The following is a 26,799-nucleotide window of genomic DNA, read 5'->3' as shown; positions in this document are numbered from 1 at the left end:
GGCCGCGGCGACACCTTGATGGATCTGCTGACCAGCGCCGCGGTCCCCCGCAACGAGGCCAGCGGCGCCATCGCCGCGCTACGCGATGTCTATGATCCGCGCAAGCTGAAGGTCGGCCAGCAGGTGACCGTCCTGTTCGAGCCGCGCCGGGGAGGGGCCCGCAAGTTCGTCGGCCTGGAGTTCGTGCCGGACCCGGTGCGCTCCGTCTCCATCGCGCGCAAGGGCGAGACCGGTTTCGTCTCGACCCAGACGGAAAAGCCGGTGTCGCGGCAGCTCGTGGCGGCCCAGGGCACCGTCCGTTCCAGTCTGTTCGAGGCCGGAAGCGCCGCCGGCGTTCCGCTGTCGGTAATGATGGCCTTCATCCGCGATTTCTCCTACGACGTCGATTTCCAGCGCGACCTACAGCCGGGCGACGGTTTCGAGATCCTCTACGAGAAGATGGTGACATCCGACGGCAAGGCGGTCGGCGAGGGCGACGTGCTCTACGCCTCGCTGACCTTGAGCGGCGAGGAAATGCCGATCTACCGGCACAAGACACGCGACGGCCGCATCGACTATTACAACCGCGACGGCGAGAGCATCCGCCGCGCCCTGCTGCGCACCCCGATCGACGGCGCCCGCATCACCTCGGGCTTCGGCATGCGGCACCACCCGATCCTCGGCTTCAGCAAGATGCACCAGGGCGTCGATTTCGGCGCGCCGAAGGGAACGCCGATCTACGCCGCCGGCCGCGGCGTGGTCGAGCAGGTCGGGCCGTTCGGCGCCTACGGCAACTACATCCGCATCCGCCACAACACCGAGATCACCACCGCCTACGCCCACATGAGCCGCTTCGCCAAGGACATGCGGCGCGGCGCGCGGATCGACCAGGGCGACGTCATCGGCTATGTCGGCGCCACCGGGCGGGTCACCGGCGCGCATCTGCATTACGAGGTGCTGAAGGGCGGCCGTCAGGTCAACCCGCGCTCGGTCGACCTGCCGACCGGCGAAAAGCTCCAAGGGCGTGAGCTGCAAGCCTTCCAGCAGACCGTCCGGTCGCTGGACAAATCCTTCGAGGATGCCCGCAGCGGCCTGCAACTGGCCCGCAGCCCCGGCCCGAGCGAGGAGAAGGGCTGCACCAAGGCGACGACCTGCTGATCGGAACCCACGCTGGATCGGGGTGGCCGGCGGATCGGGGTGGCGGTTTCGCCGTCAGCCCTGCTTCATCATGTTGCGGATGGCGCCGACCAGCTGTTTGGCGCTCTCATCGCTGCTCAGCAGCTTTTGCAGCTTCTCACGCATCAGCATCGCCTGCGGCTTCTGGTTCATGGCGCGTTCGATGGCGACTTCGGCCTCGCCCGGCTTCATCACTTCGTTGTCGGACATGGTAGGCGATCCGTTTCCCCGGACGTTGTATGGACACAGCATGGGCCAAGCGGCGACGGCCGGCAACCGGTGTGCGCTCAGCGGTATTGACCGACCGTCTCGTCGGCGCGACCGCCGGTTCCCAGCTTGAATTCGGTCACGCCGGGCGCGCTGTCGGTGACGCCACCGAGGTCGAGCGCGCGCACACCGCGTTCCTTCAGCGCCAGCATCGCCCGCCACAGGACCAGACGCATGGCGCCGCTCTTGCGGCCGGCCTCGTTGGCCCAACTGATCTGGCTGGTCGCCGCCGCGCCGTGGCGGAAGACCAAGGCGCAGGCCACCGGCGTCTTCTTCTCCAGCGCCGTCACCATCAGCACGCCGTCGCCGGCCCCGCCACCCTTGACCATGGCGTTGCGCAGCCGCACCGCCAGGGTGCCGGTCATCGGGCGGAAACCCTTGGCGGCAGCCTGGTCATGCTCCTGCTTCATCAGCCAGGGAAGATTGCCGGCCTGCCAGTCGGCGTCGATGAGCAAACCTGATTTTTCCGCCCCGCGCAGCCGCTGGCGCCAATCGCGCGCGAGTCCGGCCATCAGCGCGTCCGCGCTGGGGGTCAGGTCGAGCCAGACCGTCCGGTATCCGGGGCCGGCGCGGCGGAAACCGCAGCGTTGCAGCAGCGCCTCGTTCTCCGGCGAGGCCGGCAGTTCGGGCAGCAGGCTGGCGCGGCTGAAGGGCGAGCGCGGGCACGCCTTGCGCAGCAGGCGGAAGGCAGCCTCCAGAATCTCCGGGTCCGGGTCGATGCCGTCCAGCCAGAGGGGGCCGCGGTGGAGCTGGCGGTCGTGGAACAGCTTCAGCATCCGGCGTTCGAGGATCTGCACCAGACCGACCGGCTCGCCGTCGCGGCGGATCACGCCCAGCTTGGGCAGGTAGCCGTAGGTCCGCCCCATTGCCCGGCCATAGGCGAAGCTCTGCGTGAGGGTCGAGCAGCGGACGCGGGCGAACAGGGCGTCCCACTCGCCGACCGTGCCCGCGTTCCAGGCGATGGTGACCTCGGCCATGATGTCGCGTCCCCGTCAGGCCGGCGGCAGGGCGGCGGTGGCCTCTTCCACCTGCGCAAAGGTCGGCCGGTATTCGGGCGACAGCACGTTGCGCGCGTATTCCACGGAGATCGCCGGCGCGTAGCCGGACAGATGGGCGATCAGCCCGGTCTTCATCGCCTGATAATACTTGCCTTCGGCGTGGTAGATGGCCTTCAGGCCGCTGGCGATCGGCGCCATGAAGCCGTAGGCGACGAGAATGCCGAAGAAGGTGCCGACCAGCGCGCCGCCGATCAGCTTGCCCAGAACCTCGGGCGGTTCGGAGATCGAGCCCATGGTGTGGATCACGCCAAGCACCGCCGCGACGATGCCCAGCGCCGGCACCGCGTCGGCGATCGCCTGGACGGCGTCGGCGACCGCCTGGTGCTCATGGTGCATCGCCTCGAGATCCTCGTCCATCAGGTCGACCAGCTCGTGCGGGTTGTCGGCGCCGAGCGACATCAGGCGCAGATAGGTGCACAGGAATTCGATGGCGTGGTGGTCGGCGTAGAATTTCGGGAATTGCTGGAACAGAGGCGAGTCCTCCGGCTTCTCGATGTGCTGCTCGAGCGCCAGCAGGCCCTTGGTCTTGGCGATCTTGAAGACCTGATACATCATGGTCAGGGCTTCGAGATAATCCTCCTTCTTGTATTTCGGCCCTTTGAAGAGGTGGCCCATCTCCTTGCCGGTGTGGGTGATCACGCTCTTTGGATTGGCGATGAAGAAGCCACCGACGCCGGCGCCGAGGATGATCATGAACTCGAACGGCATCCACAGCACGCCCATATGGCCGCCGCCGAGGACATAGCCCCCGAACACGCTGAAGATCACGACCGCCAAGCCGATCATCACGAACATGTGGTTTCTTCCCTCTTGAATCCGGCCACGGCGCCGACCGATGCCGGCGGCCGATGCGCGACACCCCGATGTCTTGCACCGTGATGCCCGGCACCAGGCCGCAGCGACAGAATGGCGACGGAATCCATTGAGTTTCCGTGAATCACCCGAACGGCCTACCGCGATCGCGACAGGGCGCGGCGATCCTACCGGGACCACCCTCCCCTGTCACGAAAGGACTGGCGCGTCAGGGTTTCTCCGGGGGAAGCAGGGCCTTGATGCGGTCGCGCAACGGGCCGACCTCGTCGAGCGGCAGGGCGAAATGACACGCCAAGGTCACGGGCACCGACAGCGCCGGTTCGCGCAGCGCGGCCCCCGCGTCGGTCAACTCGACGATCACCCGGCGTTCGTCGGCCGGGTCGCGGCGGCGGGCGACCAGGCCGTTGGCCTCCATCCGCTTCAACAGCGGGGTCAGAGTGCCGGAATCGAGATCCAGCGCGTCGCCGAGTTCCCCCACCGTGCGGGGGGACCGCTCCCACAGCACCAGCATCGCCAGATACTGGGGGTAGGTCAGCCCCAGCTTGTCGAGCAGGGGCCGGTAGAGCCGGGTGATCCGGTTGCTCGCCGAATAGAGTGCAAAGCAGAGCTGGCGGTCGAGCCGCAGAAGCTCGCCGCCATCCTGGGGGGCCGAGGAGGAGGGCGGCGCTGCCGCCCCCCCGCTTGTGTCCTGCCCGGTTGTGTCCTGATCGTCGGTCATGCCGCCTGAACGCTGAGAGCCACGTCGATGTTGCCGCGAACGGCGTTGGAATAGGGGCAGACGGTGTGGGCGGTGGCAACCAGTTCCTCGGCCGCGGCCTGCTCAAGCCCCTTCACCGTGACCGCCAGCGCCACCGACAGGGCGAAGCCGCCCTCGGGCGTCTGCAACAGGTTGACGGTGGAGGCGACCGACGCGTCGGCCAGCGGCAGCTTCTTCAGGCGGGCGACGTGACGCACCGCGCTCTCGAAGCAGGCGGCGTAGCCGGCGGCGAAGAGCTGTTCCGGGTTGGTGGCGTTGCCCTTGCCTCCCAGGCTCTTGGGCATGGCGAGGTCCAAGCTCAGCAGGCCGTCGTCGGTCTGGACATGGCCCTCGCGGCCACCGGAGGTGCGGGCGTTGGCGGTGTAGAGCGTGGTCATCGGGTGGTTTCCTTCGTCTGGGGGAGGGTCGTGTTCGATGGGCTTATTGATAGCGTCAAATTTAATTGTGCGCAATATGATTGAGCGATCGATGGCCCGCTTCGTCTCGCGTGGCTGCCCCGCGCGGACCGCGCGCCGGTCCGGCACGCTCCTGGCATGGTTTGCGCGGCATGATCTGGCGCGGCAGGGCCGAAACGGAAAAGGGGCCGCCCTGCGGCAGCCCCTTCCCCACACCCGTCACCGCCGGAGCGTGTCCGCCCCGGACGGATCAGCCGATGCGCCAGACGTCCGGGCTCTGCTCCAGACGCTTCAGCAGGGCGAGGCGTTGCTCCTCGATCTCCGCCGGCAGACGGCTGCCGAAGCGGTTGAACAACTCCTCCTGGTCCTTGGCTTCCGCCTCGGCTTCCTTGCGGTCGATGTCCATGATCTTGCTGAACTTCTCCTGCCCGAAGCTCAGCCCGTTCCAGTTCAGGTCCTGGTAGCGCGGCGAGTAGCCGAAGGGCGATTCGGCGACCTCGGCGGCGCGGCCGCGCACGCGGTCGACGATCCATTTCAGGACGCGCATGTTGTCGCCGAAGCCCGGCCAGACAAACTTGCCGTTCTCGTCCTTGCGGAACCAGTTGACGCGGTAGATGCGCGGCAGGCTCTCGACCTTGCTTTCCATCGACAGCCAATGGTTCCAGTAGTCGGCCATGTTGTAGCCGCAGAAGGGCAGCATGGCGAAGGGGTCGCGGCGGATGGCGGCCTGGCCGACGGCGGCGGCGGTCGCCTCCGAGCCCATGGTCGCCGCCCAATAGACGCCCTCGCGCCAGTTGTAGGCCTCGAACACCAGCGGGAAGGTCTTCGACAGGCGGCCGCCGAAGATGAAGGCGCTGATCGGAACGCCGGCCGGATCCTCCCAGGCCGGGTCGATCGACGGGCACTGCGCCGCCGGCGCGGTGAAGCGCGAGTTCGGGTGCGCCGCCAGACGGCCCGAGCCCGGCGTCCAGTCCTTGCCCTGCCAGTCGATCAGATGCTCCGGCGGGGTATCGGTCAGCCCCTCCCACCAGACGTCGCTGTCGTCGGTCAGCGCGACGTTGGTGAAGATGACGTTGTGGTCGAGCGTCTTCAGCGCGTTCGGATTCGACTTGACGCTGGTGCCCGGCGCCACGCCGAAGAAGCCGGCCTCCGGGTTGATGGCGCGCAGCGTGCCGTCGGGTTGCGGCTTGATCCAGGCGATGTCGTCGCCGATGGTGCGGACCGTCCAGCCCTCGAACTCGGCGGGCGGGACCAGCATGGCGAAGTTGGTCTTGCCACAGGCCGACGGGAAGGCGGCGCCGACGTAGGTCTTCTCGCCGGTGGGGCTCTCGACGCCGAGGATCAGCATGTGCTCGGCCAGCCAGCCCTGCTCGCGGCCCATCGACGAGGCGATGCGCAGCGCGAAGCACTTCTTGCCGAGCAGCGCGTTGCCGCCGTAGCCCGAGCCGTAGGAGACGATCGAATGCTCCTCCGGGAAATGGACGATGTACTTGCTCTCGGCGTTGCAGGGCCACGCGACGTCGGCCTGTCCGGCCTCCAGCGGGGCGCCGACCGAATGCAGGCAGGGCACGAAATCGCCGTCGCCCAGCACGTCCAGCACCTTCTGGCCCATGCGGGTCATCAGCCGCATGTTGACGGCGACGTAGGGGCTGTCGGAGAGCTGCACGCCGATGTGGGCGATGTCGGAGCCGAGCGGCCCCATGCTGAAGGGCACCACATAGAGGGTGCGGCCGCGCATGCAGCCCTCGAACAGGCCGTCCAGCTTGGCCTTCATCTGGGCCGGGTCCATCCAATTGTTGGTCGGACCGGCTTCCTCACGGGTCTTGGAGCAGATGTAGGTGCTGTCCTCGACGCGCGCGACGTCGCCCGGATCGGACCGGCACAGGAACGAGTTCTGGCGCTTGGCCTCGTTCAGGCGGATGAAGGTGCCGGCCTCGACCATCTCGTTGCAGAGACGGTCGTATTCCTCCTGCGAGCCGTCGCACCAGTGGATGCGCTCCGGCTTGCATTTCAGCGCGATCTCCTCGACCCAGGCCAGGAGCTTCGTGTTCCGCGTCCGCGTGTTTGCAGTCATCGTCTTCCTCTCGAATGCGGTACCGGTACCGGCCATTCCTCCCCTCCCCCGAACCATCGCCCAGCCTCCTCCCCGGCGTCGGATGCCGATCGGGAGCCGCGGGCGGATGGCACCGTCAGACGGTGCGTGGGGCGTCGGCCGTTCCGGTCCTGCTTTTGTCCGTTGTCGTGCTCAAGGGTGCGGGCGATGCCGCAGGATCAGCCGCGCCCCAGACGGGCGGCGCACCGGCGGCCGAAGCCGCCGGACAGCCGCGCCGGACGGAGGCCGCGACGAAACGGTCCCAAAGGCGGTCCAAGGGCGAGAGGCCCGGACGGGAAACGGGTCGATCCGTTATGGTCCACTGACATGTTCTCCTGGTTGCGCTGGTCGTGCGCCGCGTTCTTGTTTTTGGTGCGGCGTCCGTTGGTGACGGTCTGGTCCTCGGGTGATGCTGTCCGCTTGCTCGGTCTGCCCGTTGGTTTTCTTGGACGGCGACGCCTCTCCGGGCGTTCGTTCCGCCAGTGGCTCCGGCCCCCTTGCCGACGGAAGTCAACGGGAGCCGTCCGCGCCGCCGCGTGAGGCGGCGCGTTGGACCAGAATGGCCAAGGCCATTCTAGCCGATTCGGGATCGTGTGTTCTCTCGTCAAAATCGACGCGGGCGACGTACCCCCCGCACCGAAGGTCGCACCCCTCGGGGTCGATGCCGGTGACGGTCCAGCCGGCCCCGTCGCCGCCCCCGGCGGGAAGCGGCGGAACCAGCGTCGACAGGGCGGCGGCGTGCGTCTCGTCCATGCCCGCGAGGATATCGGGTTCGGCCTCCGCCAGCGCAAGTTCGACCTTCGGGAAGCCCAGATCGCCGGCGGACAGCCAATGGATGCGGCCGAAACCGGCGACGAGATGCGCCCGCTCCACCTCCACCCGGTAGACCGCGAAGTCGCCGAAGCCGGCGTAGAAGGCGGCGTCCGGATGGCGGCGCAGGTAGCGCTCGCGGTGGCGCGGCTCGTCGGTCGGCGCGACGCGGCCGAGCACCGACAGGCGGGCGCCGGTCAGCGGCTGCGCCAGGCCGGCGGTGCCGTCGAACAGCAGCCCGACGCGCCCGTCGGCGGCGATGTTGCGGCTGTGGTCGGCCAGCCCCGACAGCAGGAGAAGCGGGCTTCCGTCATGGTCGAGCGCGACCAGCACCAGCGACGGGTAGGGCCAGCCGGCGGCGTCGGCCCCCGCGGCGTCGCCGCGCTGCGCGGTCGCCAGCGTCGCGCGGTCGCAGGCGCGCATCAGGCGGCGCGCGGCATCGGCCGGGGCCGCGGGCCGGGCGGACGGTGAAGGGGACGCCGGGAACGGCGCCGCGCCGTCCTTCCCGGATGGGGAGGACGCGCCAAAGGCTTGTGTGGACCTCATACCGAACCGCGCGTGCGCTCTTCCCGCGCGGCACCGTTGCTCGGCGCCGCATTGACGCCATATTGGCCCAGAAAAATGGCGCGGGAAAAGTGAAAACTGCCGCCGTTCCCTTGACTCTGTCATAATCGGTCCGAATGGCCGCCCCCATCGCCCCCCTGCCCCCGCCTTCGACAAAGGACGTGCCGACGACCATGGTCCACACCGTCGCCCTGGTGGATGACGACCGCAACATCCTGGCCTCCGTCTCCATCGCGCTGGAGGCCGAGGGCTTCGAGGTGCGCACCTACACCGACGGGTCGGAGGCCCTGCGCGGCCTGACCCAGCGCCCGCCCGACCTCGCCGTGCTCGACATCAAGATGCCGCGCATGGACGGCATGGAGCTGCTCCAGCGCCTGCGCCAGACCTCCCGGCTTCCGGTGATCTTCCTGACCAGCAAGGACGACGAGCTGGACGAGCTGATGGGCCTGCGCATGGGGGCCGACGACTACATCAAGAAGCCCTTTTCGCAGCGGCTGCTCGTCGAGCGCATCCGCGCCCTGCTGCGCCGCGAGGCCCTGCGCGGCGAGGCCGGCGAGGCGGTCGATCCCGGACAGGTGGTGACGCGCGGGCCGCTGCTGCTCGACGGCGCGCGGCACGCCTGCGCCTGGAAGGGCCAGCCCATCGACCTGACGGTGACCGAGTTCCTGCTGGTGAAGGCCCTGGCCCAGCGGCCGGGCCATGTGAAGAACCGCGACCAGTTGATGGACGCGGCCTATGGCGAGCATGTCTATGTCGACGACCGCACCATCGACAGCCACATCAAGCGGCTCCGCAAGAAGTTCAAGGCGATCGATGCCGATTTCGCCCAGATCGAGACCCTCTACGGCGTCGGCTACCGTTACCGGGAATAGCGCCTCGCGGCGGGGACGCCGGGGCGTCTCGAAGCTCACCCTGCGCATCCTGGCGGTCAACGTGCTGGCGCTGGCGCTGCTGGTCGCCGGGCTGCTCTATCTCGGCCGCTACCAGGACCGGCTGATCCAGGCGGAGATGGAGGCGCTGGCGACGGAGGCGCGCATCTTCGCCTCGGCGCTCGGCGAGGGCGCCGTGAACCGCATCCTCGTCCCGCCGTCGCCCAGCGGCGAGGATGGCGGGCGCGAACGGTTCGAGCTGGCACCCGAGCTGGCCCGCCAGATGATCCGCCGGCTGGCCGAGGCGACGGCGACCCGCACCCGCCTGTTCGACATCGACGGCCGCATGCTGTCCGACAGCCGGGTGCTGACCGGCTCGACCGGCCGCATCGAGATCCGCGAGTTGCCCGCCCCGCCCGCCGGCGACGCCGTGTCGCGCGCGATCAACACTTTGTACAGCCGCCTGATCGACGTGGCGCCGAGCCGCGAGGGTCTGCCGCTGCACGGCGAGGAGACCGGCCGGCCCAACCCCGACGTCGAGCGCGCGCTGGCCGGCGAGACCGGCGCCACCGTCTGGCGGGTGGAGTCGGCGGCCGGCGAGCCGGAGCTGCTGCTGACCGTCGCCGTGCCGGTCCAGCGCTACCGCGAGGTGCTGGGCGCCGTGCTGCTGGCGCGCGGCGGCGGCGAGATCGACCGCGCCATCCGCTCCGTCCGCTTCGACATCCTGCGGGTGTTCGCGGTGGCGCTGCTGGTGACGGTGGCGCTGTCCTTCTACCTCGCCGGCACCATCGCCCGGCCGATCCGCCGGCTGGCCCAGGCCGCCGACCGGCTGCGCACCGGCCACGGCCGCCACACCGAGATCCCCGACCTGACCCGGCGCGGCGACGAGATCGGCGAGCTGTCCGGCGTGCTGCGCGACATGACCGCCGCGCTGTGGGCGCGGATGGACGCCATCGAGCGCTTCGCCGCCGACGTGGCGCACGAGATCAAGAACCCGCTGACCTCGCTGCGCAGCGCGGTGGAGACCGTGGGACGCATCGAGGATCCCGGACGCCGCGCCCGGCTGATGGCGATCATCGCCGACGACGTCCAGCGGCTCGACCGGCTGATCAGCGACATCTCCAACGCCTCGCGCCTCGACGCCGAGCTGTCGCGGGCCGAACTGGAGCCGGTCGACATCGGCGCCATGCTGGCGACGCTGGCCGATATCCAGCGCGCCGCCAAGGTGTCGGAGGACGGCGAAAGCGCCGGCGACGGCCCCCGCGTCGTCATCGACGTTCCGGATGAGGAACGATTGATCGTTCCGGGTCTGGAAGGACGCTTGACGCAAGTGTTCCAGAATCTGATCGCCAACGCCCTGTCCTTCTCGCCGCCCGGCGGAACGGTGCGCGTCACCGCAAGGCGTGCCGGTTCCCTGCTGCGGGTCGTCGTCTCGGACGACGGTCCCGGCATCCCGGAGGGCAAGGAGGAGGCGATCTTCGAGCGCTTCTACACCGAGCGGCCGGCCGGCGAGAAGTTCGGCACCCATTCCGGACTCGGGTTGTCCATCTCGCAGCAAATAGTTCAGGCTCACGATGGTTTGGTTGACGCACAAAATCGACTTTCCCCCGATGGTCGCATCCTTGGCGCCGACTTCCGCGTGACGCTGCCGTTGGGGCGATGATTTGCCGAAAAGTTGCGCTTTTTCTCGATAAGATGTGGACAAGGCCCGAATGCGGGTCGATCATGCCCATGGTCATCACCGCCCGCATTGTTCGCCGGCTTTCGTTCGCGAGTGCGCCTGACTCTGGGCAACCATGGGGGGTCATCATGTCCGCACCCGCTCAAGTCCCCGCTCAAGTCATTGATATCCGGCGCTATCGCCTGGCCCGGCTGATCCGCGACGCCGGCCGCCAGCAGGGTGAGCTGGCCCGCATGATGCGCGATTCCGCGCAGGAACGAACCCAGCTGGCCGAGGCGCTGCAAGGCGCCCAGCGCCACCTGACCCGCATCGCCGAGAGCTACAAGATCCTGCTCGTCCGCCTGAAGCGCGAAAAGGATTTCCGCGACGCCTGCCAGGAAGCGGCGGAACTGGAGGATCTCGACGAGATGATCCGCCGCCGCGACGCGCTGGTGCACGAACTGGAAAGCATCCGCCGCGGCGGGCGCGGATCCACCGGAACCTGAACGGGCCTCTCCGATGCCCCGTGCGGGGAGCGCTGCGCGCAAGCGGCGCCCCGCGCAAGCGGATGGCGGCCCCCTGTTCAGGCTCCCCCGCCTTCCCTCCGGCCCCCCCTACCCCGACTCCATTGACAGAAACCGCGGCACCGCTCACCTTCGCGGGATCATGGTGACGATGCACGGCACCTGCGTCCTGCTCTCCGAGATCGGCGTGTTGCTGAGAGGGGATTCGGGAAGCGGAAAATCCGATGTGGCTCTGCGATTGATCGACGGTGGCGCGCGGCTGGTCGCCGACGACCGGATCCTGCTGCGCGTCGAGGACGGCCGTCTGATCGCCAGCGCCCCGGCGCCGCTCGCCGGCCTGCTGGAGGTGCGCGGCGTCGGCATCCTGCCGGTGCCGACCGCGCCCGCCGCCGACGTCGGGCTGGTCGTCGATCTCGTCCCGGCGGAGCGGGTGGAACGGCTACCCGAGCCCGCCTTCGAAACGATCCACGGCGTGCCGCTGCCCCGTCTCGCCCTGTCGCCCTTCGACGCCTCGACCCCGGCGAAGCTGCGTCTGGCCGCCGCCGCCGCGCGGGCCGGCACGCTGGGCCGGGTGCCGGCCATCCTCGACGCCCATCCCTAAAACGATCCCGTGCCGACCATGCCCCCCCACACCGCCTCGACCGAGACCCTCGACACCGTTCCTGCGGCGCAGCGCGGCCGCATCGTGCTGGTCACCGGCCTGTCCGGCGCCGGCATGTCGGTGGCGCTGAAGGCCCTGGAGGATCTCGGCTACGAGGCTGTCGACAATCTGCGCCTGTCCCTGGTCCCGGCGCTGCTCCAGCAGGCCGACCCGCGCCGCCGGCCGCTGGCCCTGGTGATCGACAGCCGGACCCGCGACTTCTCCGCCCAGACCTTCCTGGACGAGCTGGACGACCTGGAGGCGCGCGACGACCTCGACGTCCGGCTGGTCTTCCTCGACTGCGGCGACGAGGTGCTGCAACGCCGCTTCACCGAGACGCGGCGGCGCCACCCGCTGGCCATCGACCGCACGGTGCCCGACGGCATCGCGCGCGAGCGCACCCTGCTGTTCCCGCTGAAGGAGCGGGCCGACCTGACCATCGACACGACGCAACTGTCCATTCATGATTTGCGGCGCATCCTGTCGGGACATTTCCAACGCGATGCGCAGGCGGCGCTTCAGGTGTTCGTGACCTCCTTCTCCTTCCGGCTGGGGCTGCCGCGCGAAGCCGATCTGGTCTTCGACGTGCGGTTCCTGACCAACCCCCATTACGACCCGGCCCTGCGCCCGCTGACCGGGCTCGACCCCGCCGTCGCCGCGCGGGTGGCGGGGGACGCCGATTTCCCCGCCTTCTTCCACAACCTGACCGAGTTGCTGCGGCCGCTGCTGCCGCGCTACAACCAGGAAGGCAAGAGCTACCTGACCATCGCCATCGGCTGCACCGGCGGCAAGCACCGCTCGGTGTTCGTCGCCGAACGGCTCGCGGCCTGGCTGGCCGGGCTCGGCATCAAGGTCAACCTCAGCCACCGCGAGTTGAACCGCCTGGGCGCCCGCCCCGGCGCCGCGGCGGGCGGGCAAACAGGCGGAGCGGCGGGCGGGCCGGGCGGCCCGCCGGCCGCCGGACAGGGGTGACGCAATTTGCGCCTTGACGACCATGCGCCCGACAAATCATCCAAAAGCCGGCAGGCGATGATCAAAATCACCGCAACGACGTTTCCTGGGGAGGCTCCAACCTTGAAGGATGTCCCATGATCGGCATGGTTCTTGTGACCCACGGGCGACTCGCCGAAGAGTTCATCGCCGCTCTGTTCCACGTGGTGGGCGAGCAGAGCCAGGTGCGCGCGGTGTGCATCGGCCCCGACGACGACATGGAGCAGCGGCGCCAGGACATCCTGAACTCGGTCGCCGAGGTCGATGACGGGTCGGGCGTGGTGGTCCTCACCGACATGTTCGGCGGCACGCCGTCGAACCTCGCCATCTCCATCATGGACAAGGCGAAGGTCGAGGTGATCGCCGGCGTCAATCTGCCGATGCTGATCAAGCTGGCCAGCGTCCGCAAGACCGAGCCGCTCGACAAGTCGGTGATCGCCGCGCGCGACGCCGGGCAGAAATACATCAACGTCGCCTCCTCCCTGCTGTCGGACTGACCCCGCATGAGCCAAGACGATCCGGCCCCGTTGGACGGCGAGCTGCGCCGCACCGCCACCATCACCAACCAGCGCGGCCTGCACGCCCGCGCCTCGGCCAAGTTCGTCAAGCTGGTCGCCACCTTCGACGCCGACATCAAGGTCCGCCGCGGCGAATCCGTCGTGTCGGGCGAATCGATCATGGGACTGATGATGCTCGCCGCCGGCCCCGGCACCACCGTGGAGCTGCGCGCCCACGGCATCCAGGCCGAGGACGCCATGGCCGCCCTGCTCGACCTGATCAACCGCAAGTTCGATGAAGAGTGACACGCCGCCGGGTGCCCCGGCCGCCGCCCCGATCCGTTCCCTGCGCGGCCTGGGGGTGTCGCCCGGCATCGCCATCGGCCCCGCCCATGTGGTGGAGAGCGGCTCCGTCGCCATCCCGGAATACCCGATCGCGCCCGAGGGCGTCGAGGCCGAGCTGCTGCGCTTCAACGAGGCCGCCGCCAAGGCGCGGCGCCAGATCAAGAAGCTGAAGAGCAAGGCGCTGGTGCTGCCCGACTCGGCGTCGGAGGAGATCGGCTTCCTGCTCGACGCCCATCTGTCGATGGTCACCAACTCCCGCCTGACCCGTGGCGTCGAACGCCGCATCAAGGAGGAGCGCGTCAACGCCGAGGCCGCCATCCAGGCGGAGATCGCCACCATCGCCCAGACCTTCGCCGGGATGGACGACGCCTATCTGGCCGCCCGCATCGCCGACATCCGCGAGGTCGGGCGCCGCCTGACCCGCAACCTGATGAAGCACGAGTACCGGGCCTTCTCCACCCTGCCCCCCGGCAGCATCATCCTGGCGGAGGAGCTGACCCCGGCCGACACCGCGCTGCTCGACCCCAAGGCGGTCGCCGGCTTCGCCACCGTGCTGGGCGGGGCGGAGGGGCACACCGCGATCCTCGCCCGCTCGCTGGGCCTGCCCGCCGTGCTCGGCGCCGCCGGCCTGCTGGCCGGGGTGCGCAACGGCGTGCTGGTGGTGGTCGACGGCGTGCAGGGCCGCGTCGTCATCGACCCGCCACCCGAGCTGCTGGCCGAGTACCGCGACCGCCGCGCCGCCCGCGACCGCGAGCGCGAGCAGTTGAAGAGCCTGCGCAAGCTGCCGGCCGTCACCCGCGACGGCACCGCCATCACCCTGCTGGCGAACATGGAGCTGCCGCGCGACCTGGAGCACGCGCTGGAGAACGGCGCCCAGGGCGTCGGGCTGCTGCGCACCGAGTTCCTGTTCATGAACCGCGACCACCTGCCCGACGAGGAGGAGCAGTACGGCGTGCTGCGCGCCGTCGTCGAGGGCATGGGCGGCCGCACCGTCACCGCCCGCACCATGGACGTCGGCGGCGAGAAGCTGGCCGGCTGGATGGCCGGGCGCTACGGCGAGCCGGCCAACCCGGCGCTTGGCCTGCGCGCCATCCGCCTCGGCCTGCGCGAGCCCAAGCTGCTGGAAACCCAGCTCGCCGCCATGCTGCGGGCCGGGGCGCACGGGCCGCTGCGCATCCTGCTGCCGATGATCACCTCGGTTCCGGAGGTGCAGAAGGTGCGCGAGATGCTGGGGCAGGTGGCGCGCCGCCTGCGCCGCCGCGGCGTCGCCATCGCCGACCCGCTGCCGCCGGTCGGCGTGATGGTGGAGGTTCCGGGCGCGGCGCTCGCCGCCGACGCGCTGGCCTACGCCGCCGACTTCTTCTCGATCGGCACCAACGACCTGACCCAGTACACGCTGGCGATCGACCGCGCCGACGAGCAGGTGGCGACGCTCTACGACCCGCTGCACCCGGCGGTGCTGCGCCTGATCCAGTTCACCATCGAGGCGGCGTTGCGCTCGCGCATCCCGGTGGCGGTGTGCGGCGAGATCGCCGGCGACGCGCGCTACGCGCCGCTGCTGCTGGGCCTGGGCGTGCGCGAGCTGTCGATGGCGCCGCCCTCGGTCCCGGCGGTGAAGAAGCGCATCCGCGGCCTCGACATGATGGAGGCGAGCCGCCGCGCCCGCGTCATCATGGACCAGAGCGACAGCGGCCGCATCGCCACCCTGCTGGACGACTTCAACGCGATGCCGTGAACGGGGACAGGGGGCTGCGATGGCAGCCCTCCTGTCTCCGGCCCTGCTCAGGCGGCGCGGATGCCGGCCAGGAAGCGCTCGACCTCGCCCTTCATCATCTCCGACTGGCGGGACAGCTCGCCCGCGGCGCCCAGCATCTGGGTCGCGGCGGAGCCGGTCTGGGTAGCGCCGCGGCTGACCTCGGTGATGTTCTCGGTCACGACTCCGGTGCCGCGCGCCGCCTCCTGGACGTTGCGGGCGATCTCGCCGGTGGCGGCCCCCTGCTCCTCGATGGCCGAGGCGATGGAGGTCGCGATCTCGTTGATCGCGCCGATGGTGCTGCCGATCCCTGTGATCGCCGACGCCGCCTCGCTGGTCGCCTGCTGCATCGAGGCGATCTGGCTGGCGATCTCCTCGGTGGCCTTGGCGGTCTGGTTGGCGAGGTTCTTGACCTCCGACGCCACGACGGCGAAGCCCTTGCCGGCCTCCCCGGCGCGGGCCGCCTCGATGGTGGCGTTGAGCGCCAGCAGGTTGGTTTGGCTGGCGATGTCGGTGATCAGCTTCACCACGTCGCCGATGCGCTGCGCCTGATCGACCAGCCCCTGGACCCGGCCGTTGGTGGCCTGCGCCTCGCCCACCGCCTGCCCGGCGATGGCGGTGGAGCGGGACACCTGCCCGCTGATCTCGCGGATCGACGCCGACAGCTCGTCGGTCGCCGACGCCACGGTCTGCACGTTGACCGACGCCTGCTCGGCCGCCGCCGCCGTGCCGGCGGCCTGCCGGTTGGTCTGCTCGGCGGTGTGCGCCAGCCCCTGCGCGGTGGCGTCCAGCTCGGTCGCGGCGGCGCTGACCGTGCGCAGGATGCCCGACATGCCGGAGTCGAAGTCCCGGATCAGCCGCTCGACCGCGACGTTGCGCCGCTCCTTGGCTTGGCGCTCGGCCTCTTCCGCTGCGGCCATGCGCTCGCGGTCGAGGGCGTTCTGCCGGAAGATCGCCACCGCGCGGGCCATCCCGCCGATCTCGTCGCCGCGTTCGGCTCCCTTCACCTCGACCGACAGATCACCGTTGGCGAGCCGCTCCATCATGCCGGTGATCCCGGCGACGGGCCGGGCGATGCCGGATTGGGAGATGATGACGCTGGCGACGACCGTCGCGCCGATGCCGCCGATGCCGACCACCAGCATCAGCGTGATCATGCGGGAGTTGAACGCATCCAGCTCGTCGTTGGCCTGCTGGATGGCCTCCATGTTCCGCTGCGAGGTCGCTTCGAGTTCCTTGCCGAAGGCGATGCGGTTGGCCCGGCCCTCCGGCGTGTTGCCGTGCTTCTCCGCCGCGTCCGGACCGGCCTCGACACCGAGGCGGGCCACCTCGTTGCGGATCGCGATGAAGTCGTGGCCGCTCTTGGCCATCTTCTGGAAATCGGCCCGGCTGCCCGGCGGCAGCAGGCTCTCCCACGCCGCGAGACGCTTGCCCATCGTCGCCGTCGATTCCTGGATGGCCTTGCTGAACAGGAGAACCTCGTCCCTGGTCTTGGCCGCGTAGAGTCCACGGCTGTCCATGACGATCTTGTAGACCAGCCCGCTGACCTGCTCGCCGAACAACGCCCTCTGCGACCGCGCCTGAATGTCGTCGATCCGGCCGTCATACGTCTGCATTCCAACGAAACCGATGCCTCCGATCACCGCGGCGATAACGGTCATCAGACCAACCACAACAGAAATTTTACGGCTGATGCTTATCCGCGCCAGAAATCCGCCCATGACTTAGCCCGTCCATTGATAGGAGCAATCCGCCATGGAGCATACTCAGGTATGATTTTCAGAGAGGTTACGACTTGTATGAAATTGCGACCACGCCTGTTCAGATGCGGCCATATTCCACACAAGCAATTCGTTCAGATATGAATCGGACAGGGCTCCGGGCTGTCCGGAACTTTCGAACCGCGCCAACGGTTGCCGGCGAAAGCCCAAAACGACGAAAGGCGGCCAGAAGGCCGCCCACTCGTAAGTCGCTGATCTTTTTTAGGAAGGATGGCGCGCCCGAAGAGATTCGAACTCCTGACCCTCAGATTCGTAGTCTGATGCTCTATCCAGCTGAGCTACGGGCGCCTTGTCCACTTCCTGTCTCGCCGCCACCGGCGTCGAGGCGCGCAACCTACTCAAATCCTCAGGCCCGCGCAAGCCCTTCTTTGAAAGAATTTCGTCATCCGTCCCAAGAAAAGCCTTCGAAAACGACGAAGGCCACCCGAAGGTGGCCTTGCTCGTTGTTCGAGGAGGATGGCGCGCCCGAAGAGATTCGAACTCCTGACCCTCAGATTCGTAGTCTGATGCTCTATCCAGCTGAGCTACGGGCGCATCCGAAACATCACTCTTTCCCGGCGCCGTCGGTTGCCCGCTGGCGTCGAGGCGCGCAACTTACTCAAAAGCCTCCGACCCCGCAAGCGCTTTTTTCACTCTTTCTCCCTGCCCGTGGAGACGCGTCGCGCCGAGGCCCCCGATTGCCGGAAAAGCCAGCCTGCGATATACAGGCCGCATCTGTTTTCTGGAGTGTCCTCCCGTGGCCGAAGCCTCATCCAACAAGCATTTCCCGGTGTCCTGGGAAGAGCTGCACCGCAACGCCAAGGCGCTGGCCTGGCGCCTGATCGACAAGGGTCCGTGGAAGGGCATCATCGCGATCACGCGCGGCGGCATGGTTCCCGCCGCAATCATCGCGCGCGAACTGGAAATCCGCCTGATCGACACGGTCTGCGTCTCCAGCTACGACCACCAGAACCAGCGCGAGGCGGCGGTGCTGAAGGGCGTCGAGGGCTCCCATGCCGGCGACGGCGAGGGCTGGCTGATCATCGACGATCTGGTCGACACCGGAAAGACCGCGGTGATCGTGCGCAAGATGCTGCCCAAGGCGCATTTCGCCACCGTCTACGCCAAGCCGGCCGGCCGGCCGCTGGTCGACACCTTCATCACCGAGGTCAGCCAGGACACCTGGATCCACTTCCCCTGGGACATCGAGCTGCAATTCTCCCAGCCCATCGCCAAGCAGCGCAACGGCTGAAACCCTCCGCAAGGACGGTGACGACGGTGGGGGCGGCTCAGCCCCGGCGCCCGGCCGGAAGGCAGGGTTCCCCCCATCGTTCCGGCGGAAATTCGTTACGCCAAAATTAACCGATCCGCCGCTACAACGGCGGCGGACCGCTCAACCGGCGCAACCTTTCCCGCGTGATTCCCGGCGCATGACCGACGATTCCCAGGACGATCTGCGAGCAAAAATCGACGATCTGGTGGCCCGTCTGCCCGCCACCCTCGTCTACAGCCTGCTGAGCGAGATCGAGGGCATGGACAGCGAGCCGACCGACCGGGTCCTGCTCATCCGCCAATACGTCATCGAATATCTGAACCGCCAGCGCACCAACCGCGCGCGGCGCCTGTTCACCAACCTGTTCGAAGCCTTCCTGATCGACGACGACGCGCTCTATCACGCGGGCGTCTCCGTGCCCGGCATGCTGCAACGGATCGACGCCGGCGCCCTGTGGGAGGTGCTGAGCCGCGACGCCTTCCCCCTGCTGGCGGTCGAGGCGCAGGAGCTGCTGGACGAGATGGCGCGCGACGAGGTGATCGACCGCGTCCTGAAATCCTCCGAGGCCACCGTCCTGAAGGAACGGATGCGCGTCGCCGCGGTCAGGCATCTCGACGGCCTTCTCGCCACCAAGAAGGCGACGGACGAGATCCTTGCCTCGATGTCGCGCAACCGGCCGCGCCGCACCCGCCTGATGTCGGGCTTCCTGGAAAAGACCCCGCCGGTCGAGATCGGCACGCTGCGGCTGATGCACCACATCCTGGCGAACGCCGAGGGCTCGATGAAGGCCGTCGCCACCCGGCTCGACGGCTTCCCGGCCGCCTCCGCCGGCGAGGCGGACCGCGAGCGCAAGGCCGACGCCCTGGTCGAGGCGACCGAGGCGCTGCGCGACCGCCACGGCGACGACGATGCAAACCTGCTGCCGCTGTCGGTGCTGTCGGTGAAACGCAATTACGGCGTGGTGGCGCTCTACATCCGGCAGAGCAGCGTCGATCCGGGGCGCGGCGGCACGGTGACGGCGGCGCTGACCGGCCATTTCATCGGCGTGACCCGTGCCCTGACGGCGGCGCTGACGGTCATCCTGAAGCTGAACGAGCGGGTTCCCGGCTCCGCCATCCGGCCGAGCGCCAAGGAAAAGACCCGGCTGGAATCGCTGATGCAACGGCTGGCCGAGCTGACCGACGCGGCGACCGCCGCCGGGCTGATGGAGGACCGGCGCAGCGAGCCGGCCTTCCGCAACGCCTGGGCCGGCGCCAGCAAGATCATCGGCTCGCGCGTGGCGGCGGTGGCGATGGAACGTTCCGGGCAGGCGGCGGCGGCGCGGCGCCAGCCGGTCATCGACCATGGCGACATCGTCTGGCTGAACCGCCTGCTGTGGCAGTGGCAGCGCATGGCCCGCGACTTCGGTTTCGAGACCTACGACCTGGTGAAGTGGCGCGAGACCCTGCTGGAGGAACTGCGCGCCAACGTCGAGCGGGCGATGAAGTTCGAGGAGGACGACCCGCTCGACGAGCGGATGGAGCATCTGCTGCGCATCAACACGCTGAGCAGCGTGTTCGGCCAGCGCATCAGCGCCTGGATCCCCACCTTCAGCCACAACATGACCCGCCTGCTGTCGCACCGGCTGGAGCACGGCGGCCCGCTGGGCGACGACGAGCAGTCGATCATCGACGACCTCGTCGCCACCGCGCGGACCGAGGTCGGCAAGTCGCGCTATTGGAAGAGCAACGAGCTGATGGACCTGATCGAGCTGTCCGACCGCGCCCGCTCGACCCCCTGAGCTTGGCCGGCCGAAGGACGGTCACAGCAGCCCCGACTCGCCGCGCTGACGGGGATCGAGCCAGTCGCGCAAGCCGTCGCCCAGCAGCGTCAGACCCAGCACGCTCAACGCGATGGCGGCGCCGGGAAAGACCGCCTGCAAGGGCGCGTTGAACAGGTGGGTCTGGGCGTCGCCCAGCATCTTGCCCCAGCTCGGGCTCGGCGGCTGGATGCCGAGACCGAGGTAGCTCAGCGCCGCCTCGTTGACGATGGCGACGGCGAACAGCACGGTCGCCTGCACCACCACCACCCCGGCCACGTTCGGCAGCACATGCACGCGCGTCACCGCCAGCGGCCCGCGCCCGAGCGCCAGCGCCGCGCGCACGAACTCGCGCCGCCACACCGCCAGCGCCGCGCCGCGCGTGACCCGCGCCAGGACGGCGGCGTTGAACAGCCCGAGCGCCAGCACGACGTTGACGGCGCCGGCCCCCAGAACGGCGGTCAGCAGGATCGCCGACAGCACGGCGGGAAAGGCGAAGACCAGATCGCCGAGCCGGGCGAGGATCTCGTCGCCCCAGCGCCCGAGCGCCGCGGCGGCCAACCCGAGCGGCACCCCGAACAGCAGCCCGAGCCCGACCGCCGCCGCCGCGATCGACAGCGAGTTGCGGGCGCCGACCATGATCATCGACAGCACGTCGCGCCCGAAGTGGTCGGTGCCCAGCCAATGCTCGGCGCCCGGCGGCCGCAGCCGGGCAACGATGCGGACCTTGTCGGCCGGAAAGGGCGTCCACACCAGCGACAGCAGCGCCACCGCGAGAAGCAGCGCGACCAGGACAAGGCCGAGCCGGAGGGAGAGGGGAAGGCGCCGGGCCGTCATGACCGTTTCCCCCCGCTCTCCTTCCCCTTCCGGGGAGAGGGGAAAGGGTGCGGGGATACAAAAATCAGAGAGGTGCAGGTAAGGATAGGCACTGGCGTCACGCTCCCGCCCTCGGCCTTGGGTCGACCAAGGCGCAGGCGATGTCGACCAGCGCGTTGACCACCACGACGAACACCGCCAGCAGCACGACCACCCCCTGCACCACGATCAGATCCCGCTGGCCGATGGCCTGATAGAGCAGCCGCCCCAGCCCCGGCAGGGTGAACACGTTCTCCACCACCACCGCCCCGGCGACGAGGAAGGACAGTTGCAGCCCCAGCACCGTCGCCACCGGCAGCAGCGCGTTGGGCAGGGCGTGGCGCAGCAGAACCGCCGTCCGCCCCACCCCCTTGGCCCGCGCGGTGCGGACATGATCCTCGCCCAGCGTGTCGAGGATGGCGGTGCGGGTGACGCGGGCGAGGATCGCCGCCTCCGGCACCGCCAGCGCCACGGCGGGCAGCAGCAGCGCCTTCAAGGCCGGTCCGGCGCCGGCCTCCCAGCCCGGAAAACCACCGGCCGGAAACCAGCCGAGCGTCACAGAAAACAACAATATCAAGAGGATGGCGATCCAGAAGCTGGGCATGGCGACGCCGAGCTGGGTGAAGCCCAGCACCGCCCAGTCGCCGCCGCGCCCGCGCCGCGCCGCCGCCAGCAGCCCCAGCGGGATCGCCGCCGCCGTGCTCAGCACCAGCGACAGCAGCGACAGCGGCAGCGTCACCACCAGCCGCTCCGCCACCAGATCGGCGACCGGCCGCGCGTAGGTCAGGCTGACACCGAGGTCTCCGCGCAGCAGCCCGCCGGTCCAGCGCAGGTAGCGCTCGGCCAGCGGCCGGTCGAGCCCCATCTGGGCGCGCAGGGCGGCCAGCGTGTCGGGCTGGGCGTTCACCCCCAGCATCACCAGCGCCGGGTCGCCCGGCACCGCCTCCAGCACGGCGAAGACCGCGACGGTGGCGAGCCAGGCGGTCAGCAGCAGCGTCAGCAGCCGGCGCAGCAGGAAGGCGAGCAAACGTCTATCCTTACTTCCACGACACGCCGGTGACGTCGTTCGCCTGGATCGGCCGGTTCACCCACATCCCCGCCAGCTTGGCGTTCTGCACGGTGATGGAGGGCAACATGAACAGGAAGCCGTTCACCGCGTCCTCGGCCAGGATCCGCTGCTGCTCGCCGTAGAGCGCGTTGCGCCTGGCCGGATCCTGGCTGCGGTTCAGCTCCTCCTCCACCGCCCGGAAGCGGTCGTTCCTGTAGTTGAAGTAGTAGTCGGCACGGCCGTAGATGTCGATGTCCAGCGGCTCGGTGTGGGCGATCAGGGTCAGGTCGTAATCCTTGCCCTTGAACACCTTCTCCAGCCACGCCGCCCATTCCATCGGCTCGGTCCTGGCGCGGATGCCGACCTCGGCGAGCATGGCGGCGATCAGTTCGCCGCCGCGCCGGGCGTAGGGCGGCGGCGGCAGGCGCAGCGTCGTCTCGAAGCCGTCGGGGTAGCCGGCCTCGGCCAGCAGCGCCCGCGCCTTCTTCGGGTCGTAAGGATAGAGCCCGGTCAGGTCGACGTAGCCGGCGCGGTGCGGCGGGAAGTGGCTGCCGATGGCGGCGCCGTTGCCGTACAGCACGCCCTCGATCAGCGTCGGGCGGTCGATGGCGTGGGCCATGGCGCGGCGAACGCGGACGTCGTCGAAGGGCTTGCGGGCGTTGTTGGTCGAGAGGATCGTCTCGCCCTCCGTCGTGCCGACGGTGACGGCGAATTTCGGGTCGTTGCGGAACTCCGGCAGCGCCTCGTAGGTGCTGAACAGGGTGAAGGCGTCGACGTCGCCGGCCTTCAGCGCCGCGACCTGGGCGGCGGGGTCGCTGATGAAGCGGAAGGACACGCGCTCCAGCGCCGGCTTCGGCCCGTCGTAATCGGGGTTGCGCGCCAGCACGACGCGGTCGCCGGCCACCCAGCGCTCGAACTTGAAGGGCCCGGTGCCGACCGGCTTCTGCTTGTTGGTCGCCGCACTCTCCGGCGCCACGATGGCGGCGTCGCCGCTGGCCATGTGGAAGAGGAACAGACCGTCGGGCCGTGACAGCGTGACGACGACGGTGGCCGGATCGGGTGTCTCGACCGAAGCGATCGGCGCGAAGTAGGCCTTCTGCGCGTTGACCGAATCCGCCGCCCGCGCGCGGTCGAGCGAGAACTTCACGTCGGCCGAATCGCAGGCGGTGCCGTCGTGGAACCGGACGCCGGGCCGCAGGGTGAAGCGGTAGGTCAGGCCGTCATCCGACACCGTCCAGCTCCGCGCCAAGCCGGGGACGACGTTGCCTTCGGCGTCGATGCGGGTCAGCGGCTCGTAGAGGTTGGCGTAGGTGACCTCCTTGATCGCCGCCGCCGCTCCGGCCGTCGGGTCGAGGTGGGGCGGCTCCAGCGCCATGCCGACCACGAGGTCGGTGCGGACTTGCGCCCAGGACGGCGCGGCCCCCGGCAGCGCGCCGAGCGCCGCCCCGACGGCCAGGATCGCCAGCGCAGCGCAGGGCTTGCGGTTCGGCATGATGGTGTCCTCTCCCCCGTTTGTTTGTTGCCGCGATGATGCGGCGCAGCGGGGAAGAGCGCAAGAGTCCGGCGGTTGCCCGCCAGCGGTCCCTACCGGTCGTGGGCGGGGGCGATCTGGTCCAGCCGGTGGGCGAACTCGACGTCGGCCTGCGTCACCCCGTCGGCGGAGCGGGTGTAGAGGATCACCTCGACGCGGCCCAGATCGTTGAACCATTCCGGGTGGTGGCCGGTCCTCTCGGCCAGCAGCGCCACCTGGTTCATGAAGCCCCAGGCCGCCGGGAAGTCGGCGAAATGGAAAGTCTTGCGGATGGCGTCGCGCTCCAGAACCTCGGCCCAGCCGTGCAGCTCCTTCAACGCCGTCTGGCGATGCGCTCCGACCAATCGATCCGACATGACGACTGCTCCTCCTTGCATTTTGTTGCGGCGGCGGTCCTTGGCGGACGCGCCGCCCCTCGCTACCTTCTGGGCCATGATACGGAAACCCGCTGGTCCCCATACGGTTCCGCCCACGGTCGAAGACCTGGAACGGATGGCCGAAGACGCCCTCGACACCATCCCGGCGGAGCTGCTCGCCCCGGTCGGGAACCTCGTCATCCATGTCGAGGACTTCCCCGACGAGGATACCGAGCGCGAGATGGAGCTGGAAAGCCCCTTCGACCTGCTGGGCCTCTACCGGGGGGTGGATATGACGCGGCAAAGCGTCGCCGACCTGCGCGGCGGGCCGGACATGGTCTTCCTCTACCGCCGCCCGATCCTCGATTACTGGTGCGAGACCGGGGAGGAGCTGCCGGCCATCGTCCGCCATGTGCTGATCCACGAGATCGGCCACCATTTCGGCTTCTCCGACGACGACATGGAGCGGCTCGAAGCGATGGAGTGAGGGCGACGGGGCAAGGACGCCCTACCCGTCCAGCGCCTCCGCGACCCGGCGGCGCAGGGCCGGGACCAGTTCCGCGTCGAACCAGGGATTGCGGTTCAGCCAGGCGGTGTTGCGCCAGCTCGGGTGCGGCAGCGGGATGAAACCCGGCCCGTACTCCCGCCACGCCGCCACCGTCCCGGTCATGGTGGCCTTGCGCCGGGAGCCCAGATAGCGCGCCTGGGCGTACTGCCCGATCAGCAGCGTCAGCCGGACGCCGCCCAGCGCGTCGAGCAGCGGCGGATGCCACAGCGGCGCGCATTCCGGGCGCGGCGGATAATCCCCGCCCTTCGGCGCGGTGCCGGGGTAGCACAGCCCCATCGGCACCACGGCGATCCGCGATTCGTCGTAGAAGGCGTCGCGGTCCATGGCGAGCCAGCGCCGCAGCCGGTCGCCCGACGGGTCGTTCCACGGGATGCCCGAAGCGTGCACCCGTGCGCCCGGCGCCTGCCCGACGATCAGCAGGCGCGACGTCGGCGTTCCGCGCAGCACCGGCCGGCAGCCGTGCGGCAGCACGCCCGCGCAAAGCGTGCAGGCGCGGACCTTAGCGAACAGTCTCTCGATCTCAGACAAGCGCCAGCAAATCCCGGACGAAGGCCGGCACCACCTCGGTGGCCGGGCCGTGGACGGCACCATGGAAATGGCTCGCCCCCTCCGACGGTTCCAGGTTCAGCTCGACCGTGTGGGCGCCGCCGGCCCGCGCCTCGGCGACGAAGCCGGCGGCCGGGTAGACGTTGCCCGAGGTGCCGATCGACACGAACAGGTCGCAGTCGGCCAGCGCCTGCTGGATGCGCTCCATGTGGTAGGGCATCTCGCCGAACCACACGACGTCCGGCCGCATGCCGCCCTTGCGCCCGCAGGTCAGGCAATGGTCGTGCACCGACAGGTCGCCGTGGCAGTCCACCACCGTCCGGCAATGCTGGCAGAAGGCCTTCAGAAGCTCGCCGTGCATGTGGAGCAGCCTGGTCGAGCCGGCGCGCTCGTGCAGGTCGTCGATGTTCTGGGTGACGATCAGGACCGAGCCCTTCCAGCGGCGCTCCAGTCCGGCCAGCGCCACATGCGCCGCGTTGGGCCGGATCGCCGGATCGTGCAGCCCGCGCCGCCGGTCGTTGTAGAAGCGGTGGACCAGATCGGGGTCGCGGGCGAAGCCCTGCGGGGTGGCGACGTCCTCCAGATCGACCTGCGACCAGATCCCGCCGGCGCAGCGGAAGGTGTCCAGACCGGATTCCTTGGAAATTCCGGCCCCGGTCAGGATGACGATGGAATCGGCCGGATGCAGGCGGAGGCTGGCGAGGGCGGAGGTCATGGTGGTGGAAAACCCTGGAGGAAAGCCTTGGACGAAAGCCTTGGACGGCAAGGGAATGGCGGAGGAGGGCCATGGCTGCGACGGCCCATGGCTGCGACATCGGGCCAATCCGACCAAAGGCAAGGGGCGACGCGCGGCGGCCTGCGCCGGAGTCACCCGGCTGGGTGAGGGAAACGCCCCCCTCTCGTCCGTCTCAGACGTTGCCGTAGCGGCTGTTGCGCAGCATGCGGTAGCCCTTGATCAGTTCCCGGATGCCGTCGTCGAGCGAGAAGGCCGGCTTGTAGCCGGTGGCCTCGATCCGCTCGTTCGAGACGATGTAGTCGCGCTTGTCCGGATCCTCGCCGATCGGCGCCTCCAGGAAGACGAATTTGGGAAGATGCCGGGCGATGACCCCGCACAGCTCCCATTTCGACAAATTGGCGTCCGACAGGCCGACATTGTAGGGCCGGTCCTTCATCGCCTCGAAATGGTCCAACCCATGCAGGAAGGCGCGGGCGACGTCGCGGATGTGGATGTAGTTGCGCTTGAAATGCGGCTCGAACAGCACGACGGCGCGGTCGTTCAGCGCCCGATGCACGAAGTCGTTGACCAGCAGGTCGATCCGCATGCGCGGCGCCATGCCGAACACGGTGGCCAGCCGGAAGGAGAGGGCGTTGCCGCGCTCCAGCACCGCCGCCTCGGCCTCGACCTTGGTGCGGCCGTAGAGCGAGAGCGGACGCAGCGGCGTCTCCTCGGTGCAGAACTTGCCCGCCTCGCCGATGCCGTAGCCGGAGTTGGTCACCGGCATCATGATGCGCTGGTCCTTCGACAGCAGCCGGACCAGCGTCAGCACGGCGTCGCGGTTGGTGCTGGCCGCCGCCAGCGTGTCGGCGTCGCACAGCGGCGCCCCGACCAGCGCCGCCAGCGGGATCACCACGTCGGCGCTCTTGATCAGCGGCCGCAGCACGTCCTCGCTGCGGGCGTCGCCGCGCACGATGTCGAAGTTCGGGTGCGCGCAGACATGGGCCAGCGGCGCCTGCCGGAACAGGAAACTGTCCAGAACCGTGACCCTGTGCCCGGCGTCGAGCAGGGCCGGAACCAGGATGGACCCGAGATAGCCGGCGCCGCCGGTGACGAGGATGCTCTTGCTGTCCGCCATGATGTCTCTCCGCTTCCCGCCG

General features: G+C 69.2%; 27 protein-coding genes and 2 tRNA genes (1 of these 29 running past the window's edge). 12 read left to right on the top strand and 17 right to left on the bottom strand.

Annotated elements, in window-relative coordinates:
* On the top strand, nucleotides 1-1,137 hold the 3' portion of the coding sequence (locus JN22_RS20255; protein WP_085557262.1) for a M23 family metallopeptidase. Its footprint begins 207 nt before the window's first position; 1,137 of the gene's 1,344 nt are visible here — the last part of the coding sequence; its start codon lies off the left edge, out of view; the stop codon is at nucleotides 1,135-1,137.
* 54 nt (nucleotides 1,138-1,191) lie between these two features.
* Here JN22_RS20255 and JN22_RS20250 read toward each other — a convergent pair whose 3' ends face one another.
* The 7 genes from JN22_RS20250 to JN22_RS20220 all read right to left on the bottom strand — a co-directional run bounded on the left by JN22_RS20250 (nucleotide 1,192) and on the right by JN22_RS20220 (nucleotide 7,770).
* Nucleotides 1,192-1,365, bottom strand: a complete 174-nt coding sequence (locus JN22_RS20250; RefSeq protein ID WP_179166196.1) for a hypothetical protein — start codon at nucleotides 1,363-1,365, stop codon at nucleotides 1,192-1,194.
* A gap of 77 nt (nucleotides 1,366-1,442) precedes the next feature.
* Nucleotides 1,443-2,399, bottom strand: a complete 957-nt coding sequence (locus JN22_RS20245; RefSeq protein WP_085555657.1) for a lipid II:glycine glycyltransferase FemX — start codon at nucleotides 2,397-2,399, stop codon at nucleotides 1,443-1,445.
* Nucleotides 2,400-2,414: 15 nt separating this feature from the next.
* Entirely contained in the window at nucleotides 2,415-3,275 is an 861-nt protein-coding gene (gene motA, locus JN22_RS20240) for a flagellar motor stator protein MotA (protein ID WP_085555656.1), read from the bottom strand.
* 226 nt (nucleotides 3,276-3,501) lie between these two features.
* On the bottom strand, nucleotides 3,502-4,011 hold the full coding sequence (locus JN22_RS20235) for a MarR family winged helix-turn-helix transcriptional regulator (RefSeq protein ID WP_085555655.1): 510 nt from the start codon (nucleotides 4,009-4,011) through the stop codon (nucleotides 3,502-3,504).
* Nucleotides 4,008-4,427, bottom strand: a complete 420-nt coding sequence (locus tag JN22_RS20230) for an organic hydroperoxide resistance protein (protein ID WP_085555654.1) — start codon at nucleotides 4,425-4,427, stop codon at nucleotides 4,008-4,010. The genes JN22_RS20235 and JN22_RS20230 overlap by 4 nt, the downstream gene beginning before the upstream one ends.
* Before the next feature lie 268 nt (nucleotides 4,428-4,695).
* On the bottom strand, nucleotides 4,696-6,555 hold the full coding sequence (locus JN22_RS20225; protein WP_263300964.1) for a phosphoenolpyruvate carboxykinase (GTP): 1,860 nt from the start codon (nucleotides 6,553-6,555) through the stop codon (nucleotides 4,696-4,698).
* A gap of 492 nt (nucleotides 6,556-7,047) precedes the next feature.
* Nucleotides 7,048-7,770 (bottom strand): HugZ family pyridoxamine 5'-phosphate oxidase, encoded by a 723-nt coding sequence (locus JN22_RS20220; protein WP_247877517.1) that lies wholly within the window; start codon nucleotides 7,768-7,770, stop codon nucleotides 7,048-7,050.
* A 314-nt stretch (nucleotides 7,771-8,084) separates the two neighbouring features.
* Between JN22_RS20220 and JN22_RS20215 the strand changes: the two genes are divergently transcribed.
* The 8 genes from JN22_RS20215 (at nucleotide 8,085) to ptsP (ending at nucleotide 15,171) form a co-directional block, all read left to right on the top strand.
* The gene (locus tag JN22_RS20215) at nucleotides 8,085-8,783 is read left to right on the top strand and encodes a response regulator transcription factor (protein WP_085555651.1); all 699 of its coding nucleotides are present in this window, start codon (nucleotides 8,085-8,087) and stop codon (nucleotides 8,781-8,783) included.
* Nucleotides 8,725-10,443 carry a stimulus-sensing domain-containing protein gene (locus JN22_RS20210; RefSeq protein WP_085555650.1) on the top strand — a complete coding sequence of 573 codons (1,719 nt, stop codon included), beginning with the start codon at nucleotides 8,725-8,727 and terminating at the stop codon, nucleotides 10,441-10,443. Before JN22_RS20215 ends, JN22_RS20210 begins: the two co-directional genes overlap by 59 nt.
* A 68-nt stretch (nucleotides 10,444-10,511) precedes the next feature.
* The gene (locus JN22_RS20205; RefSeq protein ID WP_085557261.1) at nucleotides 10,512-10,946 is read left to right on the top strand and encodes a hypothetical protein; all 435 of its coding nucleotides are present in this window, start codon (nucleotides 10,512-10,514) and stop codon (nucleotides 10,944-10,946) included.
* A 160-nt stretch (nucleotides 10,947-11,106) separates the two neighbouring features.
* Nucleotides 11,107-11,565, top strand: a complete 459-nt coding sequence (locus JN22_RS20200) for an HPr kinase/phosphorylase (protein ID WP_085555649.1) — start codon at nucleotides 11,107-11,109, stop codon at nucleotides 11,563-11,565.
* Between the two features lie 18 nt (nucleotides 11,566-11,583).
* Nucleotides 11,584-12,576, top strand: a complete 993-nt coding sequence (rapZ, locus tag JN22_RS20195; RefSeq protein ID WP_085555648.1) for an RNase adapter RapZ — start codon at nucleotides 11,584-11,586, stop codon at nucleotides 12,574-12,576.
* Nucleotides 12,577-12,692: 116 nt separating this feature from the next.
* Entirely contained in the window at nucleotides 12,693-13,091 is a 399-nt protein-coding gene (locus JN22_RS20190) for a PTS sugar transporter subunit IIA (protein ID WP_085555647.1), read from the top strand.
* Between the two features lie 6 nt (nucleotides 13,092-13,097).
* A complete protein-coding gene (locus JN22_RS20185; RefSeq protein WP_085555646.1) occupies nucleotides 13,098-13,397 on the top strand; it encodes an HPr family phosphocarrier protein in 300 nt (99 codons plus the stop codon).
* Nucleotides 13,387-15,171, top strand: a complete 1,785-nt coding sequence (gene ptsP, locus JN22_RS20180; RefSeq protein WP_085555645.1) for a phosphoenolpyruvate--protein phosphotransferase — start codon at nucleotides 13,387-13,389, stop codon at nucleotides 15,169-15,171. The genes JN22_RS20185 and ptsP overlap by 11 nt, the downstream gene beginning before the upstream one ends.
* A 47-nt stretch (nucleotides 15,172-15,218) precedes the next feature.
* Here the strand turns inward: ptsP and JN22_RS20175 are convergent, their stop codons facing one another.
* From JN22_RS20175 to JN22_RS20165, 3 genes are all read right to left on the bottom strand, one after another.
* Nucleotides 15,219-16,850 (bottom strand): methyl-accepting chemotaxis protein, encoded by a 1,632-nt coding sequence (locus tag JN22_RS20175; RefSeq protein ID WP_223677809.1) that lies wholly within the window; start codon nucleotides 16,848-16,850, stop codon nucleotides 15,219-15,221.
* Nucleotides 16,851-17,181: 331 nt separating this feature from the next.
* Nucleotides 17,182-17,258 (bottom strand) — tRNA-Arg (locus tag JN22_RS20170).
* Between the two features lie 169 nt (nucleotides 17,259-17,427).
* A tRNA-Arg gene (locus JN22_RS20165) sits at nucleotides 17,428-17,504 on the bottom strand.
* A gap of 202 nt (nucleotides 17,505-17,706) precedes the next feature.
* Here JN22_RS20165 and gpt point away from each other — a divergent pair.
* Nucleotides 17,707-18,201 carry a xanthine phosphoribosyltransferase gene (gene gpt / locus JN22_RS20160; RefSeq protein WP_085555643.1) on the top strand — a complete coding sequence of 165 codons (495 nt, stop codon included), beginning with the start codon at nucleotides 17,707-17,709 and terminating at the stop codon, nucleotides 18,199-18,201.
* A 178-nt stretch (nucleotides 18,202-18,379) separates the two neighbouring features.
* Nucleotides 18,380-20,002, top strand: a complete 1,623-nt coding sequence (locus JN22_RS20155; protein WP_085555642.1) for a hypothetical protein — start codon at nucleotides 18,380-18,382, stop codon at nucleotides 20,000-20,002.
* 21 nt (nucleotides 20,003-20,023) lie between these two features.
* Here JN22_RS20155 and JN22_RS20150 read toward each other — a convergent pair whose 3' ends face one another.
* From JN22_RS20150 to JN22_RS20135, 4 genes are all read right to left on the bottom strand, one after another.
* Nucleotides 20,024-20,857, bottom strand: a complete 834-nt coding sequence (locus tag JN22_RS20150; protein ID WP_085555641.1) for an ABC transporter permease — start codon at nucleotides 20,855-20,857, stop codon at nucleotides 20,024-20,026.
* A gap of 97 nt (nucleotides 20,858-20,954) precedes the next feature.
* Entirely contained in the window at nucleotides 20,955-21,902 is a 948-nt protein-coding gene (locus tag JN22_RS20145) for an ABC transporter permease (RefSeq protein WP_085555640.1), read from the bottom strand.
* Nucleotides 21,903-21,912: 10 nt separating this feature from the next.
* Complete coding sequence (locus tag JN22_RS20140) at nucleotides 21,913-23,415, bottom strand: ABC transporter substrate-binding protein (protein WP_085555639.1); 1,503 nt, start codon at nucleotides 23,413-23,415, stop codon at nucleotides 21,913-21,915.
* 92 nt (nucleotides 23,416-23,507) lie between these two features.
* Nucleotides 23,508-23,810 carry a 4a-hydroxytetrahydrobiopterin dehydratase gene (locus JN22_RS20135; RefSeq protein ID WP_085555638.1) on the bottom strand — a complete coding sequence of 101 codons (303 nt, stop codon included), beginning with the start codon at nucleotides 23,808-23,810 and terminating at the stop codon, nucleotides 23,508-23,510.
* Nucleotides 23,811-23,946: 136 nt separating this feature from the next.
* Between JN22_RS20135 and JN22_RS20130 the strand changes: the two genes are divergently transcribed.
* Nucleotides 23,947-24,297 (top strand): metallopeptidase family protein, encoded by a 351-nt coding sequence (locus JN22_RS20130; protein ID WP_085555637.1) that lies wholly within the window; start codon nucleotides 23,947-23,949, stop codon nucleotides 24,295-24,297.
* A gap of 21 nt (nucleotides 24,298-24,318) precedes the next feature.
* Here the strand turns inward: JN22_RS20130 and JN22_RS20125 are convergent, their stop codons facing one another.
* From JN22_RS20125 to JN22_RS20115, 3 genes are all read right to left on the bottom strand, one after another.
* The gene (locus JN22_RS20125; RefSeq protein WP_223677808.1) at nucleotides 24,319-24,906 is read right to left on the bottom strand and encodes a uracil-DNA glycosylase family protein; all 588 of its coding nucleotides are present in this window, start codon (nucleotides 24,904-24,906) and stop codon (nucleotides 24,319-24,321) included.
* Nucleotides 24,899-25,639, bottom strand: a complete 741-nt coding sequence (gene cobB, locus JN22_RS20120) for a Sir2 family NAD+-dependent deacetylase (protein ID WP_085555635.1) — start codon at nucleotides 25,637-25,639, stop codon at nucleotides 24,899-24,901. The genes JN22_RS20125 and cobB overlap by 8 nt, the downstream gene beginning before the upstream one ends.
* Nucleotides 25,640-25,832: 193 nt before the next feature.
* Nucleotides 25,833-26,777: an NAD-dependent epimerase/dehydratase family protein gene (locus tag JN22_RS20115; RefSeq protein ID WP_085555634.1), complete on the bottom strand. Its 945-nt coding sequence runs from the start codon at nucleotides 26,775-26,777 to the stop codon at nucleotides 25,833-25,835.
* Nucleotides 26,778-26,799 lie beyond the last annotated feature (22 nt).

Origin of the sequence: Azospirillum agricola (genome assembly GCF_020005195.1) — a bacterium.
Taxonomy (GTDB): domain Bacteria; phylum Pseudomonadota; class Alphaproteobacteria; order Azospirillales; family Azospirillaceae; genus Azospirillum; species Azospirillum agricola.
The sequence above is the reverse complement of the archived record's forward strand: the minus strand, read 5'-3'. Positions and strand labels throughout refer to the sequence as shown.